The sequence below is a fragment of the Fulvivirga sedimenti genome (assembly GCF_020328055.1).
Window position 1 is genome coordinate 338,616 of sequence record NZ_JAIXNE010000002.1, and the last position, 17,363, is coordinate 355,978.

The following is a 17,363-nucleotide window of genomic DNA, read 5'->3' on the forward strand; positions in this document are numbered from 1 at the left end:
AAAAAGTTTTTAATTGAGCACTCTAGTCGAACTTCCAGCGCACAAACGCTTCCATCGCCTCATATTCCGCCAGACCCAGGTCGTGATAATTCAATGCGGTTTCACGATTCCGTTCCTCGGCACGTACCCAGAATTCACGCTGGTCTTCACCCGGGAATACAGGCGTATCCTTTTGTGACTGATGCTGGAAGATCGCCATGCGCTTACGCTCCACTTCCTGGGGCGACAACGGAACGGCCATCTCAATCTCATGCGTTTCAAATTCATGCCATGCCCCTCTGTAAAGCCATAACCAGCAATCCTTCGTCCACTTTTCGGTTTTCCGTAATCGAACCAATGCCTCATGCACAATATTGAAACACTTGATATGCGTACCATGAGGATCGGCAAAATCGCCCGCGGCAAATACCTGGTGCGGCTTCACTTTCTGAAGTAATTCCATGGTGAGCACAATATCGTCTTCCGTGTCCGGGTTTTTCTCCGTCTTACCACGTTCATAGAACGGCAAATTCTGAAAATGGATATGGTCGTCCTCCAGTCCCGCATATCGGGCGCCCGCGATGGCTTCGCTTTTTCGGATAAATCCTTTCACATCCAGGATCTCCTTCAGGTCCAGCTGATTAGGCTCCTTTGTCTCCAGGAAGACACGCATCCGCTCATAGGTCTCACGTAACCTGGTAGTATCCTCTCCAATGCTTTCCTTGAAATCAATGGTAAATTCCACATACCGTAACACATCATGATCCCAGATCGCCGTATTCCCCGATGTCTGGTACGCCACATGAACGTCATGCCCCTGGTCGACCAGGCGGATAAATGTCCCTCCCATGGAGATCACATCATCGTCAGGATGGGGTGAGAATATAATGACACGCTTCTTGGCAGGCTCTGCCCGCTCCGGCCGCTGTGAATCATCGGCATTCGGCTTACCACCCGGCCAGCCGGTAATTGTATGCTGGATCTTATTGAAAATATGGATGTTAATATCATAGGCCGGTCCCTGATCAACCGCCAGCTGCGCCATGCCATGATTGTTATAATCTTCGTCAGTAAGCTTCAGGATGGGCTTATTCACGGTCTTTGATAACCAGATCACCGCCTTCTTCACAAGCGCGGGCTCCCACTGACAGTCCTTCACCAGCCATGGCGTGTCGAAACGGGTAAGTTCCGAAGCCGCATCCTTGTCAAGCACGAATTCCACATTCTCCGAATTTTGCAGGAAAGTGGCCGGTACATCGCTTGACATACTGCCCTCAACCGCCTTTTTGATGATGGGTGCCTTCTTACCACTCCACGCCATTAGAACAATCTCACGGGCCTTGAATATCGTACCAATACCCATGGTAATCGCCTTGGTGGGCACATTTTCCTTTCCACCAAAGTCGCGCGATGCATCCCGTCGGGTGAGATCATCCAATGTTACCAGGCGTGTTCCTGAATTCGGAGCGGAACCAGGTTCGTTAAACCCTATGTGACCGGTCCGACCAATACCAAGCACCTGGAAATCCAGTCCCCCCGCATCCGTGATCTTCTGTTCATAGCGCAGGCAGTAGTCATGGATCTCGTCTTTCGGCAGGGTTCCATCCGGGATGTTGATATTCTCCTTTTTGATATCTACATGATCAAAAAGGTGTTCCTTCATGAAGTAGACATAACTTTGCACCGATTTCGGCTTCATCGGATAATACTCATCCAGGTTGAAGGTGATCACATTCTGAAAACTCAGCCCTTCCTCCTTATGCATGCGGACCAGCTCTTCATACACGCCGATAGGCGTTGCTCCCGTTGCAAGTCCGAGAACTGCCATCTCCCCGGCTTCCTGCTTCCTGCGGATGATCGCGGCAATGCGTTCCGCAACTTTTCTTGAGGCAATTTCCTTATTTTCAAATACCGTGACCGGCAGCTTTTCGTACCGTGTTTCTTCCAGTAAATTAAGTCTCTTCATGAATTTTGGTTGATTGGATATTGGGACAATTAAGGTTTTTCGAATAGTGGTTAAAGCGAAATGGCAATTTTTGCAATATTTTTCAATTTTGACAGTAAAGTCTGAAATTTTTAATTGAAATCGTGAATAACCCTGGGTAGAGCAGAGGTGGGAATCTTTTTTGTGCAATGAATCAGGGGATCCTGAGACCCCAAAGGGGTCCCTTTGGGACAAGCTCAGCCTGCCTGCCGGAAGGCAGGGATGACGATGGATAAAGACCGGCGGTACCCTAAATTCTGGTCGTAGAATCCCTTCTACGACACTGCAATGCAGATCATTAGGTCGTAGGTAGGAACCTACGACCTGGATATGGGAACCCACGATCAGGCATTGGGCGTGCCAACGGTACGCTCCATGTGTAGAAAATGACAATGTTAAAAAGAAGGCGTGCCGCTCCGAAGGAGTCCCTTCGGGAAAGGTACGCTCCATGTGTAGATAATGATAAGGGATTTACCCGGCCGTACGAATAATACGCAACTGTTTTTTCAGGTGCTGAAGCTCATCAGCGGCGGAATCAATCTTTGACTGGAACTCATCCTTCAGCTTATTGGCCTTCTTGCTGTCGGCAAAAAACTCCAGATTATTCTTCCAGACCGCTATATCGTTCTCTATGGAACTGATCTGCTTACGCAGGGACTGTTCCTTGCGGTAGAGCTTTTGATCGGCGTTCGGACTGTGAAGAATGTCACTTACTTCGTTTTCAATACGAAGCTTTTCCTTCTGATCCTCATCGAGGGTCTCCAGGCTCTTGATGTAGGTATCAACCGCCTTCGTATACATATCCCGAATCTTACTAATATCCTTTTTCGGAACGAAGCCGGTTTCATTATACTCTTCCTGGTACTTCTTGAACTTCTCGACGTGATCGCCATCGCCCTTTGCCAATTCCTGGATCTTCTTGCAAATCTCCTTCTTCTTTTCCAGGTTCTCTACGTATTCCTTGGAGGCGTCATCACGCGAAGCCCGCTTCCTTTCAAAAAATGCATCACATGCTTCCTTGAATTCCTTATAAACAGACTCACGGAATTTTCCCGGCACCGGGCCTATCTCACGCCATTGGCGCTGTAATTCCTTAAGCTTCTCTGCTGTATCCTGAAAATCCTCACTATCCTTCAGTGCGAGGGCTTGTTGTACCATAGCCTGCTTTTTCTCCAGGTTGGCCTCACGTTCCGCATCCAGTTTCTTGAAGAAATGATTTTTATTGCTGAAAAATGTCTTGAATGCCGACCAGAATTTCTTATTCACCTCTTTAGCCTGGGCACGCGGCAATCCGCCTGTATTCTCCCATTTCTTTTGTATCGCAAGAATTTCTTTGGTCTTTTCATTCCAGGCCTTGATCCGGTCGGAATCAAATTTCTCAAATGCCTCTACCTCGTCTGCCAGCGCAGCTTTAACCGCGAGATTCGCCTCAAGCTCACCCTTCAGCTTATCGACAAATTCCTTTCTGCGTTCATATACCGCATCAGAAGCGGCCTTGAAACGATGCCAAAGCGGTTCCTGCTCATCCTTCGGGACGGGGCCAATGTGCTTGAATTCGTGATGAAGTTCATTCAGCTCCTTAACCGCATCAGAAATCTGATTCCTATCTAACAGCGCTTCTGCCTTATCACAAAGCTCAAGCTTAGACTCAAGGTTTTTCCTCCGGTCGAGCTCCTTCAGCTCATAATAAATACTCCGGTTATCATAGAACCGGTCGATCAAAGCATTATAATTTGCCCACATCGTACGAGCATATGAACCCGGCACCGGTCCGACGTTTTTCCATTCCTCCTGGAATTTCTTAAATGTGTCGAAACTAATGTTTGTTTCTTCAGAGTCGACGAACTCACGAAGCCGCTCCAGTATATCTTCCTTCTTCTTCAGGTTTTCGTCTTTCTGACGCTCCCTGTTCTTCGTGTAGTCGTGTTTTCTGTCACGGATCAGCTGATAATTCGCATCGAAACGAAGTGTTAATTCATCCGGCCGATAGGAAAAATCTCCTTCTTCCCCGCCTTCAGCAATAAACCTGTCGAGTGCTTCCTGCCGCTCATGCGCCCTGAACTCATCAAAGAAATGCTTGATCTCGCGTGCTTTCTTCTCCGCCTGAATCACATTATCCGCCTTCGCCAGCTCTTTGATTACTTCAACGAGTTCCTTCCTCGAGTAGACACTGTAATCAATATCTTCATCCTCATGGTCTTCATCATCATCCTTTTCCTTCAGATCATGTTCAGACTCCAGCTCAGTTTTTGTTTTTTCGTTATCCCCGGAAGATTCAGGCTTTTCAGCAACAACACCTGCAGAAGGTTCATCTTGGTGAGCCCCCTGGCCTTCGTTCTTCGATGCATCTTCTTCGGCTTCGTTGGCTGTAATATCTTCATTGGTAACTTCAGCAGTTTCAGCCTCCGACTGTTCGGCCTCATCACCTGTGACTTCAATTTTATCTTCAGAAACAGGCGATTCCTCAACAACTTCTTCCGTTTCCGGAGAATCGGTTGTTGCAACAGGGTCAGATTTATCTATAGGTGCTTTTGTGTCCTCAGAAGGCACAGGCTTTTCATCCAGAGGCTTTTCTTCTGTCTCTGTAGTGGACTTTGGTGTGCCGTTTGTCTGATCGGCTCCATCCAACGCGGCCCGCACTTCTTTCTCTTCTAAATCCTTATCCTGCGCCATAACATTTTATTACACCTCTATAACTGTAAAAATACTAAAATCATTCAATTAAGTCTTGGGTCGGTGGGATAATTTGAATATACATAAAAACGGCCTCCCAGCTGTTTTAACACAGTTTTCCATAAACTGTTCACGTCGGAGTCAAAGATAAGCTCCGGACTTACCGGAGGAGTGACGATCCAGGAGTTGGCGGTTAGCTCTTCTTCGAGCTGTCCTTCCGACCAGCCGGAATAACCTGCAAAAAATCGAAAATTGTTAATATCTATCAATCCTTCCTGCCCCAGAAAGGTGAGTTGATCAAAATTTCCTCCCCAGAACAGGCCCGGGGATATCTCCGTGCCACCTTCAATCTTGTCCGACCGGTGAACAAAATGCAATGTATTCTGCTGAACCGGACCACCCACATACACCGGTGTTTCAATCATGTCAAGATCTTCCATGATCTCACTCACTTTTACCTGGGAAGGTTTATTCAATACGAAGCCAAAGGAGCCGTCTTCATTATGTTCGCATAACAGTATGACCGTCCGTTCAAAATTAGGATCCGGCAGAAAAGGCTCCGAGATCAAAAGGGATCCTTTTTGCGGTGGAACTTCATTATTGAACTTGAAATAATCCATATCAGTGTAAGGCAGCTTTGAGTGGTAATTCGGCCAGAATCAGCGATTCCTGGTGGTTTATTTCCTTCAACCTACTATAAACCTCCTTTTCATCAAAATAATTAAGAGCCATTTTTACAAAAATATGGCCGTGCTTCGCTTCGGAAGCCCATAAATCATGGTAGAATTTCTTTAGATCACCCTCCGGAAGCGCTTCATAGATCAAACGGAACCTTTCAGCTCCCCTGCATTCCACCACCGAAGCCACCAGCAGTCTGTCAAGAAATCGCTCTTCCCTCCCGCTCCGGCAAAAGTCAACCAATGCTTTCACATAGGGATCTCCCGGAATTTCGTGGGGAAGTGACAAGCCCCGGGATTCCATGATCTCATAGACCGACCTGAAATGTTCCAGTTCCTCAACTGCCGTGTCGATCAGTTCCGGGATTATCTCAAGCCTGTCGGGATATTTTGCCACCAGGCTCATGGCCATTGCACTTGCTTTTCGTTCACAGTGTGCATGGTCCAAAAGGAAATTATCAAAATCGGATATGACCGTTTCCACCCATTGGGGTGAACTTTCACTCTCAAGTTCAATGCTTAATTTCATGGTATCAATCTTAGTAAATCCACCACTGAAAGGAAAATTTATCGGTATATTTGAGTAGAAAAAATAACGCCATGAAATCTTCGATTGCCGACCTAAGGAAGGAATATTCAAAAAAAATTCTCGACGAGTCCCATGTTGACAAGGATCCGATCCGTCAGTTTTCCCAATGGTTCGAAGAGGCCCTCGCCTCTGAAATCATGGAACCCAATGCCATGACACTTTCTACAGTCAGTGAAAATGGGTTCCCCTCAGGAAGGGTCGTTCTTCTGAAAGGAATCGAGAATAATGGGCTCGTGTTCTATACAAATTATCAAAGCTCCAAGGGCAGGGATATGGAGAATAATGCCGTCGTCTCCCTCACATTTTTCTGGCCGGAACTAGAACGACAGGTCAGAATACAGGGAACCGCTACAAAAGTGCCCCGTGAAGTAAGCGAAGCCTATTTCAAAAGCCGGCCAAAAGCGAGTCAGATTGGTGCATGGACCTCCCCTCAGAGTACACCGATCAAAAACCGGTCGATCCTCGAGGAACGTCAACAAGCTCTCGAGAAAAAATACAGTGACGCTGAGGTGCTTCCCCTTCCAAACCAGTGGGGCGGGTATCATGTGGCTCCATTTCTGATGGAGTTCTGGCAGGGACGCCCCAGCAGGCTTCATGACCGGGTCCTCTACACGCAAACGAAAGATTCCTGGAAGATCTCACGGCTTGCACCCTGATCTGAAAATATATTTTGAACGGTATGCAGCCGGACCGGCATTATTGCCGCCTCCTGAAACACCTCCGGAACTGATCTTTACCATCCCTGCTCACCGGGAAGAGAACATCGCGCACACGATCGATTCATTGTTGGATTGTGAATTCAACCGCCCAAGCGAAATCCTGGTGCTGCTGAATTACAGCGAAAACAGCCCACAGGCTATCAGGGATGCCCATCACCGCGACCTGGAACACCTGCGTAACAGGTATGAGGAGAAGCACATGGACAACGTAGCCCTCCATTTTCTCCTAAGGGAGCTGCCCCATAAACACGCCGGCGTAGGACTTGCGAGAAAAATACTGATGGATGAGGCAGCACGCCGTTTGGATCCGGATACAGGCGTAATCATCGGTCTGGATGCTGATTGCCTTGTTTCACCAAATTATGTCAGTGAGATTGAAAAACATTTCCTCCTTCATCCTGAAATACACGGAGCTTCCATCTGGTTTGAACATGCCATTCCCGAATCCGGATTACAACGCGATGCCATCATAGCCTATGAGCTTCACTTGCGGTATTTCATCGAAGCCCAGCGCATGCTGAAATTACCTTATGCTTACCATACGGTAGGTTCGTCAATGGCAGTGCGGCCTATGGCATATGCCAAAGCAGGTGGAATGAACAGGCGTAAAGCGGGTGAAGATTTCTATTTCCTGCACAAGATCATCCCCCGGGGTTTTGGTGAAATCAATACCACCGCCGTTTACCCCTCAGCCCGGTCATCCGATCGGGTCCCATTTGGTACTGGCAGAGCAGTCCAGGACCTTATAGCAAGCAAGCGGGATCCCGCGACCTATGCCCCGGAAAATATTATGATTATTAAGAATATGCTCAATAATATTTATAACAAAGTCCTGAATATTAATAAGTTAAATTCAATAAATAAACAATTACTTGAATATATGAATGCTGAAGAAAACTTTCAGCGGATACGACGGAATTCATCCGATCTCACTGCCTATCACAAGCATTTTTATGCCTGGTTTGATGGCTTTCAACTCATGAAAGCACTCCACTTCTTACGGGATAACCTCACCCCGGATGTGCCGGTGGATGATGCCGGGACCTGGTTGCTGAAGGTGTATCATAATATTGATTTTGACGGAAGCAGCCTTGATCTGTTATTGAAATACCGGCAAATTCAGCGGATTTAAAAAAGGACTCCGGCACGGAACAGTGCCTGCCGGAGCACCTTCATCTTAACCATACCCTGCAAATCTAGTATCATTGAATTAACCCCCTGTAAAGGGGTCGTTACCAAACAATCACTATTATTTACAGCTATGTTATTTCAATATGAATTTGGTTAACTAATTTTGACCTATGCCAAAGATTTATTTCACCCCCGGTCCCTCACAACTTTACTTCACCGTTCAGGAACACCTGCGAAGAGCTTTAAGAGAAGACATCCCTTCCATTTCACACCGTTCCACCAAATTCCAGAACATCTATGCGGAAGCGGTTGATAATATTTCCGCATTGCTGAATCTGCCTTCTGGTTATAAGATCCTGTTCACCGCCAGCGCAACGGAAGCCTGGGAACGGATCATACAGAACCTCGTGGAACGGGAGAGTTTTCACCTGGTTAACGGCGCGTTTTCCGCCCGTTTTCATGAAATATCACAGCAATTAGGGCGTACTGCCCTTTCCGCTGAAGCGGCTGAGGGCTCGGTGGTTGAAATGTCATCATTACTGATCCCAGAATCCACCGAGCTTATCGCCATTACACACAACGAAACAAGCACCGGCGCCCGCCAACCTGAAAAGGATGTTGAAAGCATCAGGAAAGCCTTCCCCAATCAACTGATCGCACTGGATGTCGTTTCTTCCGTACCGGATGCGGAAATCAATTATAACCACGTGGATACAGCATACTTCAGTGTTCAGAAGGCGTTCGGACTTCCTGCCGGACTGGGTGTCTGGATAGTCAACGACCGTTGCATAGAAAAATCAGCCCAACTGCAGGAAAGCGGAACCATCACAGGCAGCTACCACTCAATCTCAGCAATGCTTGAAAAAGCGGTTAAAAACCAGACGCCGGAGACACCCAATGTACTGGGCATATATCTGTTGGGGCGGGTTGCCGGCGATATGCTGGAAAAGGGACTGGATCAAATCCGGCGCGAGACTGCATACAAGTCGGCGATGCTTTATCATACCTACGAAAACCACCCACGCCTGAGGGCATTTGTCACCAATCCGGAACAGCGTTCACGTACCACCACCGTTGCACATGTCGATTCAGGGAGTCCGGAATTGATCAGCTATCTGTCATCCAGGGGTTTTATCGTTGGAAGCGGCTATGGAAAATATAAATCCGATCACATCCGAATCGCCAACTTTCCCACCCATTCGAAGGAGCAGATCGAAATGCTGGCAGATTACCTGTCGGCCTGGAAACAATAAGTATTTAGCAAAGTAAATGTTTCATTTTGAGGGAAATGCTCTATTTTTGCATCAAAATCCAATGTTAGTATAATGGAGCCAATTAAAGATATTATTGTAGGGCTGGATATGTCGGAGATGGATAAGACACTTATCGAATTTTCGGCATTCATCGCGCGACGCGGCTTTGTGCAGCGGGTCCAGTTCTGGCACATTGTACGCGGGGAGAAAATACCGGCAGACGTGAAACTTGAATTTCCGGATATGTCGGAACGACTGGTTGCAGAACGCACCGCGAAGATAAAGGATAAGGTTGCCAAATACTTCCGGATCGACCGGGAAATCAAATTTGAATACAATGTTAAAGAAGGCAGTGTTGCCTCCCTCCTGGACATGGCTATCCGGGGCAATGCCGACTTAATAATTATTGGTCAGAAAAAGACCATGCAGGGCACAGGAATTCTGGCTCAGCGTTTAGCCAGACGCGCCAGCTGTAATCTGCTCATCATACCTGAGGGAGCCACCCCCAGTGTCCGTAAAATCCTCGTACCGGTTGACTTTTCAAAGTATTCAAAACTGGCGCTGGAAACAGTAGTGGAATTGAGCCAGCACCGCACCCAGCCGATTGAAGTCTACTGCCAGAATGTATACTCCGTCCCGGCAGGCTATCATTATACAGGGAAGACCTATGAGGAATTTGCAGAGATAATGCGCAAAAACGCAGAAAAGGATTTCAATAAACTCATCAGTAAGGTCGACATGAAGGACGTCCAGGTAACTCCGGTTTATTCCCTGGATGTGAATGAGGATCTTTCGAGCGATATCCGTGATCTTGCAACGGAAATCAAGCCAGATGGAATTGTCATCGGTGCCAAGGGAAGAACTGCTGCAGCTTCGCTGTTTTTGGGAAGTATGGCAGAGAGATTACTGAATACCAATCTCGATTGTCCCCTCCTCATTGTTCGTCCGCGTGGCAAGGCAGCCGGACTGCTGGAAACCTTCCGGGATATTAATTAACCACCCATATAAAATCACGATACGACATCATGAGTCCGGGAATATTTAAATATTTTTGGACGACTGATGGAACACCTGCGTTTACTTGAACTCAATCAGCTTATACGAAGCACACTCGACAACAATCTCGAGCCTTCTTATTGGGTGGTGGCTGAAGTCGCTGAGCTTCGGCTGAATCAGAAGGGCCATTGCTACCTTGACCTGATCGAGAAAGAGGACGATAGGCTGGTGGCCCGTATCCGGGCGACTATCTGGGCCTATACCTTTCGCGGACTTTCTGCATGGTTTGAATCAATAACTGGAAAACCCCTCCAGAACGGGATGACCGTGCTCTGCAACGTAAGTGTTGAGTACCATGAGTTATACGGGATGTCACTGAATATCCGGGAGATTGACCCGCGGTTTACCCTCGGAGAGCGGGCCCGCAAGCGACAGGAAATCATTGAAAGGCTTACACGGGAAGGCGTGGTGGACATGAATAAATCAGTTGCCTTGCCGGTTGCGCCACTGAGGATCGCAGTGATCAGCTCACCAACGGCTGCGGGGTTTGGCGATTTTTCCGACCAGCTAAAAAATAATTTGTACGGATACGCCTTCCGTACCCGTCTCTTTAAAGCAGTGATGCAGGGTGATGAGGCGCCTCCATCGATCATAGATGCACTGAACCGTATTCACAACAGTATCAACTCCTTTGACGTAGTCGTTATCATCCGGGGCGGTGGTGCGCAGGTAGATCTTGATTGCTTTGACACCTACGACCTCGCCAACCATGTTGCCCAATTTCCGTTGCCTGTACTCACCGGAATTGGCCATGAGCGTGACGAAACGATACTCGACCTCGTTGCGCATACCCGGCTAAAGACCCCTACAGCGGTTGCTGAATTCCTCATTGGTGGGGTGCGGAGCTATGAGGAAAGAATGATCAATCATTTTGAAACAATCGCCTATCACGCCCAACAGCGATTGAAATATGAGAACCAGCGTCTGAAAAACCTGGAATACCGTCTTAAAAGCGGGGTTCGAAAAGTTACTTCCCAACAGGATCTGTTGCTAGAAAAAAGAAGCGGTCAATTGAAAGCGGCAGCCAGGAAATTCCTATCCATGAAAATGGAGCGACTGCGCATCGCATCCAAATCCCTGGAACTTGTGCATCCCGATAACATCCTGAAGCGGGGATATACGTTAACAACGCTGAATGGGAAATCCATTCATCAGGTTGAATTAAAGGAAGGCGATACGATTACAACCTATACGATCAACAAAAAAATCAACAGTCAGATTACAACCATAAACAACAACAAAAATGAGTGAGAAGAAAGAAGATTTCAGGTTTGAAGATTCACTGCAACAAGTGGAGCAAATCGTGGAACGGATTGAAAAAGGAGAGCTGGATATAGATGATCTCACCAGCCAGGTGGATAAAGCCGCCGAAATACTGAAGAAATGCCGTGAGTTTTTACGAAAAACGGAAGACGACCTGGAGAATTCACTGGGTGAACTGGATCAATAATGTATTTTTAAAAATCAGGATATAACAATATATGAAAAGCTTGTATTTACTTATTTTATCAATTCTCACCGCACAAATATCCATTGCCCAGGAAACACCTGTGGGATATTGGCAACAACGTGTGGAATACGAAATGGATGTGAACATGAATGTGGAGACACATCGCTTCACAGGAGATCAAAAACTGACCTATTATAATAATTCACCCGATACACTTACCCAAATATACTATCACCTTTACTTCAATGCATTCCAGCCGGGAAGTATGATGGACATGCGGTCACTCACTATTGAAGACCCCGACCGGAGAGTGGGGAGCAGAATATCTCAACTGTCTGCCGACGAGATTGGTTATCAGCATATCAACTCCCTCAAACAGAAAGGAACGGACCTCGCATTCAAGGTTTCAGGCACGATTCTGGAAGTTACGTTGAATGAACCGATACTGCCCGGGGGAAAAAGCGTCTTCACACTGAGTTTCGAAGGCCAGGTGCCTGTCCAGATCCGCCGATCCGGCCGTGACAATGCTGAAGGCATCTCCTACTCAATGTCACAATGGTACCCAAAAGTGTGTGAATATGATCACCGCGGATGGCATACAAATCCTTATATCGGACGTGAATTCCATGGTGTATGGGGTGATTTTGATGTGAAGATAACGATCGACCCATCGTACACGATTGGCGGAACAGGTTATCTCCAGAATCCTGATAAAATCGGACATGGCTATGAATCAGAAGGTAAAGAAGTGGCTGCCTCAGAAAAACCTCTTACATGGCATTTTATTGCCCCCAATGTACATGATTTCATGTGGGCCGCAGACCCGGATTACACGCATACCAGGATCCAGGTACCGGACGGTCCCATGCTCCATTTTTTCTACCAGGCTAACGAGGAAAACCAAGCCGCATGGGAAGCATTGCCCGGGACCATGGTTAAAGCCATGCAATACATGAACAAAACTTTTGGAGTGTATCCCTACGAACAATATTCCTTCATCCAGGGAGGAGACGGCGGAATGGAATATCCCATGGCAACGCTCATCACTGGAAACCGAAGCCAGGGAAGCCTGGTAGGTGTTTCTGTGCATGAGATGATCCACAGCTGGTTTCAGGGTGTCCTTGCCACGAACGAAAGCCTGTACCCGTGGATGGACGAAGGATTCACTTCCTTCGCTTCAGCCCTTACAATGCAGCATCTTTCAGGTGAAACGGGCGGCAATCCTTTCCGGGGATCTTACCAGGGATATTTCTTCATGGCCAACAGCGGCAACGAAGAACCCCTCACCACACACTCAGATATGTATCACACGAACCGGTCGTATGGCATCAATGCCTATTCGAAAGGCGCGGTATTCCTTGCACAGCTGGGATATGTAATTGGTGAAGAAAACCTGATGAAGGGAATGCGCAGGTACTACAACACCTGGAAATTTAAACATCCCACATCAATCGACCTGATCAGGGTTATGGAAAAAACCTCAGGCATGCAGCTGGACTGGTACCTGGAAAATTTCGCATACACAACCAACAGAATTGATTACGGTATCAGCGACGTAACAGGCGTGAATGATGAAACCATCGTGACCCTGGAGCGTGTCGAAGCTATGATGATGCCCGTAGACCTTTACATTGAGTATACCGATGGCTCTTCAGAAATACTTTATATTCCGCTGCGTATCATGCGCGGAGAAAAGCCGGTGGAAAACCTGGAAGTGTCAAGAATCACCAAAGAAGCGTGGCCGTGGACGTATCCAACCTATTCGCTGAAAATTAACCGTCCGATCACAGAAATTAAGTCGATAGAAATTGATCCGACTGAAAGAATGGCCGATATTGATCGGAACAACAATACATTTGAAGGAGTTAATTCAATTAAAATCTACAAAGACCCAACCCGGTAATGAATCGCGAAGAGGCGAAAAAGAAGATCGAATCCCTTTCGGAAAAAATCGATTATTACAACGAGCAGTATTACCAGAATAACCGATCCGAAATAAGTGACTTCGAATTTGACAAACTGCTTGAACAACTCATAGCACTGGAAGAGGAATATCCTGAGCTAAGGCAACCCGACTCTCCCACCCAGCGTGTTGGAGGAACGGTAACCAAGTCTTTCAAAACGGTATATCACAAGTATCCCATGCTTTCACTCGGTAATACCTATTCCCGGGAAGAATTGGAAGAGTTTGATAACCGGGTAAAAAAGGGCCTTGGCGACGAACCCTATGAATACTTCTGCGAACTTAAGTTTGACGGCGTAGCACTAAGCCTGACCTATGAAAATGGATATTTGTCACGCGGGGTAACACGGGGCGATGGCACCCGGGGTGATGATATCACAGCAAACGTGAAGACCATCCGTACCATTCCGTTAAAGGTGAAGCACATCAAGGACAGTCCGCCTTTTTTCGAAGCGCGTGGTGAAGCATTCATGCCCCGTCAGACATTCATAGCCTTGAATAAGGAGCGTGAGGACATTGGTGAAGAAGTGTATGCCAATGCACGGAATACCACTTCAGGTACGCTAAAAATGCAGGATTCATCGATTGTTGCGCAGCGTAAACTCGACTGCTATCTTTATTCTATTATGGGTGATGACCTACCCGTAGAAACACACGCAGAAGGCATTCAACTGCTGGAGCGCCTGGGATTCAACGTTTCACCGACGTACCGATTGTGCAAAACCCTGGAAGAAGTATTTGATTATATCGCAGAATGGGAAGATAAGCGTCGTTCGTTACCATTGGAAACAGATGGTATCGTAGTAAAAGTAAATCGTCTCGACCAGCAGGAACAACTTGGCTTCACTGCCAAAAGCCCGCGCTGGGCAATCGCTTACAAGTATAAAGCCGAAGATGCCATAACCACCCTTAAGGATATAACATATCAGGTTGGCCGAACAGGCGCAATCACTCCTGTGGCAGAACTCAAACCAGTCTTCCTGGCAGGCACAACTGTAAAGCGCGCTTCCTTACACAATGCCAATGAAATCGAGCGGCTCGACCTTCGTATAGGAGATCAGGTTTTTGTTGAAAAAGGCGGCGAGATTATCCCGAAAATAACCGGGGTTGATTTGTCGGCAAGAAAGGAAGGCCTCGAACCCGTAACTTATATTACCCATTGCCCTGAATGTGGCACAGAACTGCAACGAATGGAAGGTGAAGCAGTTCATTATTGTCCGAACCAGGACGGTTGTCCGCCACAGATAAAAGGTCGTATAGTCCATTTCATCCAGCGCAAAGCCATGGATATCGACAGCCTTGGAGAAAAAACGATTGAAATGTTATTTGATAAAAATCTTGTTAAGTCGCCTGCCGATCTGTACGACCTAACCTATGAGAATATCATTTCTCTGGAAGGTTTTAAGGAAAAGGGCACAAACAACCTGTTAACGGGAATTCAGAAGTCAAAATCAGTACCATTTGAGAATGTTCTTTTTGGTTTGGGAATCCGGTTTGTGGGAAAAACGGTTGCCGAAAAACTCGCCCAGGCATTCAAATCAATTGATGCCCTTATGAACGCTTCCTATGAAGACCTGATCGCCGTTCCGGAAATCGGGGAACGCATTGCCCATAGCGTAATTGAATTCCTTGGAAATGAGCAGCATATTGATGAAATCAATCGATTAAAAAATGCCGGTGTTCAGATGGTTATCGAAGAAAAGGAGGAAATTAAACTTGGAAATCAACTGGAAGGAAAAACTTTTGTAATTTCGGGAGTATTCGAAAGGCATGAACGCGATGAACTTAAAGAATTGATTGTTGCTCATGGCGGCAAGGTTCTTTCGTCTATTTCGGGTAAATTGGATTTTTTACTTGCAGGTGACAATATGGGTCCTTCAAAAAAGGAAAAGGCCGAAAAGCTCGGGATTCAAATTATTTCGGAATCTGATTTTGAAGGAATGATCAGTCAATAAGATGTTCAGAGATTTGTTTGTAAAGTACAGAACGAATGCGCAGTTAAAACGCAATAACGCTTTCCGCGGAAGCGTGCTGTATGAAGATGCGAAAAACGTTGGCATCCTTTACACAGCTGAAGATCTTACCAAACATGACATCATCAAGGACCTTGCAAAGAAGTTTGAGAGTGATGGTAAAAAAGTGAGCGTGATGTCATTCCTTCCTAAGGACGTTCAGAACTTCGAATTCCGGTATAATTTCTTCACCGACAAGGAGATCGGCTTTTTCGGGAATGTAAACTCGGAAGATGTGCATACCTTCGTTAACAAACCCTTTAATTACCTTCTTTATGTAGATTTCGAGGGAGACCCAATCATGCGATATTTATTATCGATGAGCCGTGCACAGTGCCGCGTAGGGTTTTTCGAAGAAATCAACCGGCCTTTCTGTGATCTGATGGTGGCCCCACAGCAACCCAATTACAAAAGTCTTGCTCATGAGATGTATAAGTATACAAAAGTCCTTTCATGATGAATAGGTTATCCGGAACCGGAGTAGCGTTGGTTACGCCCTTCACAAGGTCGCTTGAAATTGATTTCGAAGCCCTTGGAAGGCTGATGGATTATACCCAATCGAATGGTGTCGACTATTATGTCGTAATGGGCACTACCGGTGAAACCGCCACCCTCTCTCCCGCTGAAAAAGCAGCCGTATTAAATTTTGTCAGGGAAAACAACCGGGCAAACTTACCCATCGTTTACGGATTGGGAGGAAACAACACGGCTGCACTCCTTTCAGAATTAAAAAATACCGAACTCAGTGGAATTGATGCACTTCTGTCTGTAAGCCCATACTACAATAAGCCTTCACAACGGGGAATCGTTGCGCATTATGAGCAACTGGCAAATGAGGCACCGATCCCAGTTATTCTCTACAACGTTCCCGGAAGGACTGCCAGTAATGTAACAGCAGCATCTACACTGATTCTTGCCCATCACCCGAACATAATTGGTATTAAGGAAGCTGCTGGTGATATGGATCAGGTGATGCGCATAGCGCGCGATAAACCGGAAGACTTTCTTCTTATCTCAGGCGATGATCTTTTAACGCTTCCCATGATGAGTGTTGGTGGTACAGGAGTGATTTCAGTTCTGGCAAATGCCATTCCGAATACATTCCAAAGAATGATGACTGAATTCCGGGCTGGCAATGTACAGGGAGCAGCACTAACTTCATATGAAATGCTGGACCTGAACCCTCTTATGTATGAAGAATCTAATCCCGTGGGAGTAAAATTCGTTTTATCGGAACTTGGAATTTGTGAACCTCATGTACGGTTACCGCTATTCGAGGCCTCTGAATCGCTTAAAGCGCGTATACGGGAGATTTTGCATAAAATGTAAGGAAAACATCCCGTTTAAAGTGAATAGTGGGTTACCACATCGAAAGGATAGGAATTTATCAGTAAAGAAGTAATAATGTTCAATTTATTCAGATCAAATCGGCACGGACAGGTGATGAGTCATTTAAACAACCTCATTGCTGTAGCACTAGCAGATGGCACTCTGGATCAGACTGAGTGGGATCGTCTGGCTACAATTGCCGCAAACAGAGGCGTAAGCCAGGAGGAACTCCATCAGATACGTGAAGAGGCTGAAACCATTAAATTTGTTGCTCCTGCATCCCATCGGGATAAAATCTTCCAAATCTATGAATTGGTTGAGGTGATGATTGCCGATGGTCGGGTTGATCAGGAAGAACTATTGATATGTCGAAAATTGGCTGAAAAACTGAGTATACATCCCAGGATAATCACAGATATGCTGGCCAGGATGCTCCAGCTTATCCGGGAAGATAAGGATCCCGAAATCATCATCGATGAAATATGTGCACTTACTAATCATTAAACCATAAAAAAACCCGCTCGATGGCGGGTTTTTATATTATTACG

Annotated in this window: 15 protein-coding genes; 11 read left to right on the plus strand and 4 right to left on the minus strand. The window is 46.5% G+C overall.

Annotation, left to right across the window (positions count from 1 at the left end):
• Positions 1-22: 22 nt before the first annotated feature.
• The 4 genes from nagB to LDX50_RS07825 all read right to left on the minus strand — a co-directional run bounded on the left by nagB (position 23) and on the right by LDX50_RS07825 (position 5,842).
• A complete protein-coding gene (nagB, locus tag LDX50_RS07810; protein ID WP_225697882.1) occupies positions 23-1,945 on the minus strand; it encodes a glucosamine-6-phosphate deaminase in 1,923 nt (640 codons plus the stop codon).
• Positions 1,946-2,434: 489 nt separating this feature from the next.
• The gene (locus tag LDX50_RS07815; RefSeq protein ID WP_225697883.1) at positions 2,435-4,636 is read right to left on the minus strand and encodes a DUF349 domain-containing protein; all 2,202 of its coding nucleotides are present in this window, start codon (positions 4,634-4,636) and stop codon (positions 2,435-2,437) included.
• A gap of 44 nt (positions 4,637-4,680) precedes the next feature.
• A complete protein-coding gene (locus LDX50_RS07820) occupies positions 4,681-5,256 on the minus strand; it encodes a YqgE/AlgH family protein (protein WP_225697884.1) in 576 nt (191 codons plus the stop codon).
• A 1-nt stretch (position 5,257) separates the two neighbouring features.
• Positions 5,258-5,842 (minus strand): MiaE family protein, encoded by a 585-nt coding sequence (locus LDX50_RS07825; RefSeq protein ID WP_225697885.1) that lies wholly within the window; start codon positions 5,840-5,842, stop codon positions 5,258-5,260.
• A 71-nt stretch (positions 5,843-5,913) separates the two neighbouring features.
• Between LDX50_RS07825 and pdxH the strand changes: the two genes are divergently transcribed.
• The 11 genes from pdxH to LDX50_RS07880 all read left to right on the plus strand — a co-directional run bounded on the left by pdxH (position 5,914) and on the right by LDX50_RS07880 (position 17,319).
• Positions 5,914-6,558 carry a pyridoxamine 5'-phosphate oxidase gene (pdxH, locus tag LDX50_RS07830; RefSeq protein ID WP_225697886.1) on the plus strand — a complete coding sequence of 215 codons (645 nt, stop codon included), beginning with the start codon at positions 5,914-5,916 and terminating at the stop codon, positions 6,556-6,558.
• On the plus strand, positions 6,497-7,753 hold the full coding sequence (locus LDX50_RS07835) for a glycosyltransferase family protein (protein WP_225697887.1): 1,257 nt from the start codon (positions 6,497-6,499) through the stop codon (positions 7,751-7,753). The genes pdxH and LDX50_RS07835 overlap by 62 nt, the downstream gene beginning before the upstream one ends.
• A gap of 169 nt (positions 7,754-7,922) precedes the next feature.
• Positions 7,923-9,005 carry an aminotransferase class V-fold PLP-dependent enzyme gene (locus LDX50_RS07840; RefSeq protein WP_225697888.1) on the plus strand — a complete coding sequence of 361 codons (1,083 nt, stop codon included), beginning with the start codon at positions 7,923-7,925 and terminating at the stop codon, positions 9,003-9,005.
• 72 nt (positions 9,006-9,077) lie between these two features.
• Positions 9,078-10,001 (plus strand): universal stress protein, encoded by a 924-nt coding sequence (locus LDX50_RS07845; RefSeq protein WP_225697889.1) that lies wholly within the window; start codon positions 9,078-9,080, stop codon positions 9,999-10,001.
• A gap of 66 nt (positions 10,002-10,067) precedes the next feature.
• Positions 10,068-11,312 carry an exodeoxyribonuclease VII large subunit gene (gene xseA, locus LDX50_RS07850; RefSeq protein WP_225697890.1) on the plus strand — a complete coding sequence of 415 codons (1,245 nt, stop codon included), beginning with the start codon at positions 10,068-10,070 and terminating at the stop codon, positions 11,310-11,312.
• On the plus strand, positions 11,305-11,511 hold the full coding sequence (gene xseB / locus LDX50_RS07855) for an exodeoxyribonuclease VII small subunit (protein WP_225697891.1): 207 nt from the start codon (positions 11,305-11,307) through the stop codon (positions 11,509-11,511). Before xseA ends, xseB begins: the two co-directional genes overlap by 8 nt.
• Before the next feature lie 31 nt (positions 11,512-11,542).
• Positions 11,543-13,414, plus strand: a complete 1,872-nt coding sequence (locus LDX50_RS07860; RefSeq protein WP_225697892.1) for a M1 family metallopeptidase — start codon at positions 11,543-11,545, stop codon at positions 13,412-13,414.
• Positions 13,414-15,429 carry an NAD-dependent DNA ligase LigA gene (ligA, locus tag LDX50_RS07865; protein WP_225697893.1) on the plus strand — a complete coding sequence of 672 codons (2,016 nt, stop codon included), beginning with the start codon at positions 13,414-13,416 and terminating at the stop codon, positions 15,427-15,429. The genes LDX50_RS07860 and ligA overlap by 1 nt, the downstream gene beginning before the upstream one ends.
• Before the next feature lies 1 nt (position 15,430).
• On the plus strand, positions 15,431-15,943 hold the full coding sequence (locus LDX50_RS07870; protein ID WP_225697894.1) for a DUF6913 domain-containing protein: 513 nt from the start codon (positions 15,431-15,433) through the stop codon (positions 15,941-15,943).
• Entirely contained in the window at positions 15,940-16,815 is an 876-nt protein-coding gene (gene dapA, locus LDX50_RS07875) for a 4-hydroxy-tetrahydrodipicolinate synthase (protein WP_338030000.1), read from the plus strand. Before LDX50_RS07870 ends, dapA begins: the two co-directional genes overlap by 4 nt.
• A gap of 114 nt (positions 16,816-16,929) precedes the next feature.
• Positions 16,930-17,319, plus strand: coding sequence for a tellurite resistance TerB family protein (locus LDX50_RS07880; protein ID WP_225697895.1), 390 nt, complete (start codon positions 16,930-16,932; stop codon positions 17,317-17,319).
• Positions 17,320-17,363: the final 44 nt, after the last annotated feature.

Coding starts and splice junctions, on each gene's coding strand:
- LDX50_RS07840 (WP_225697888.1), top strand. CDS start 7,923: ATGCCAAAGATTTATTTCACCCCCGGTCCCTCACAACTTTACTTCACC.
- nagB (WP_225697882.1), bottom strand. CDS start 1,945: ATGAAGAGACTTAATTTACTGGAAGAAACACGGTACGAAAAGCTGCCG.
- xseA (WP_225697890.1), top strand. CDS start 10,068: ATGGAACACCTGCGTTTACTTGAACTCAATCAGCTTATACGAAGCACA.
- pdxH (WP_225697886.1), top strand. CDS start 5,914: ATGAAATCTTCGATTGCCGACCTAAGGAAGGAATATTCAAAAAAAATT.
- LDX50_RS07835 (WP_225697887.1), top strand. CDS start 6,497: ATGACCGGGTCCTCTACACGCAAACGAAAGATTCCTGGAAGATCTCAC.
- dapA (WP_338030000.1), top strand. CDS start 15,940: ATGATGAATAGGTTATCCGGAACCGGAGTAGCGTTGGTTACGCCCTTC.
- LDX50_RS07860 (WP_225697892.1), top strand. CDS start 11,543: ATGAAAAGCTTGTATTTACTTATTTTATCAATTCTCACCGCACAAATA.
- LDX50_RS07845 (WP_225697889.1), top strand. CDS start 9,078: ATGGAGCCAATTAAAGATATTATTGTAGGGCTGGATATGTCGGAGATG.
- LDX50_RS07870 (WP_225697894.1), top strand. CDS start 15,431: ATGTTCAGAGATTTGTTTGTAAAGTACAGAACGAATGCGCAGTTAAAA.
- LDX50_RS07820 (WP_225697884.1), bottom strand. CDS start 5,256: ATGGATTATTTCAAGTTCAATAATGAAGTTCCACCGCAAAAAGGATCC.
- xseB (WP_225697891.1), top strand. CDS start 11,305: ATGAGTGAGAAGAAAGAAGATTTCAGGTTTGAAGATTCACTGCAACAA.
- LDX50_RS07815 (WP_225697883.1), bottom strand. CDS start 4,636: ATGGCGCAGGATAAGGATTTAGAAGAGAAAGAAGTGCGGGCCGCGTTG.
- LDX50_RS07880 (WP_225697895.1), top strand. CDS start 16,930: ATGAGTCATTTAAACAACCTCATTGCTGTAGCACTAGCAGATGGCACT.
- LDX50_RS07825 (WP_225697885.1), bottom strand. CDS start 5,842: ATGAAATTAAGCATTGAACTTGAGAGTGAAAGTTCACCCCAATGGGTG.
- ligA (WP_225697893.1), top strand. CDS start 13,414: ATGAATCGCGAAGAGGCGAAAAAGAAGATCGAATCCCTTTCGGAAAAA.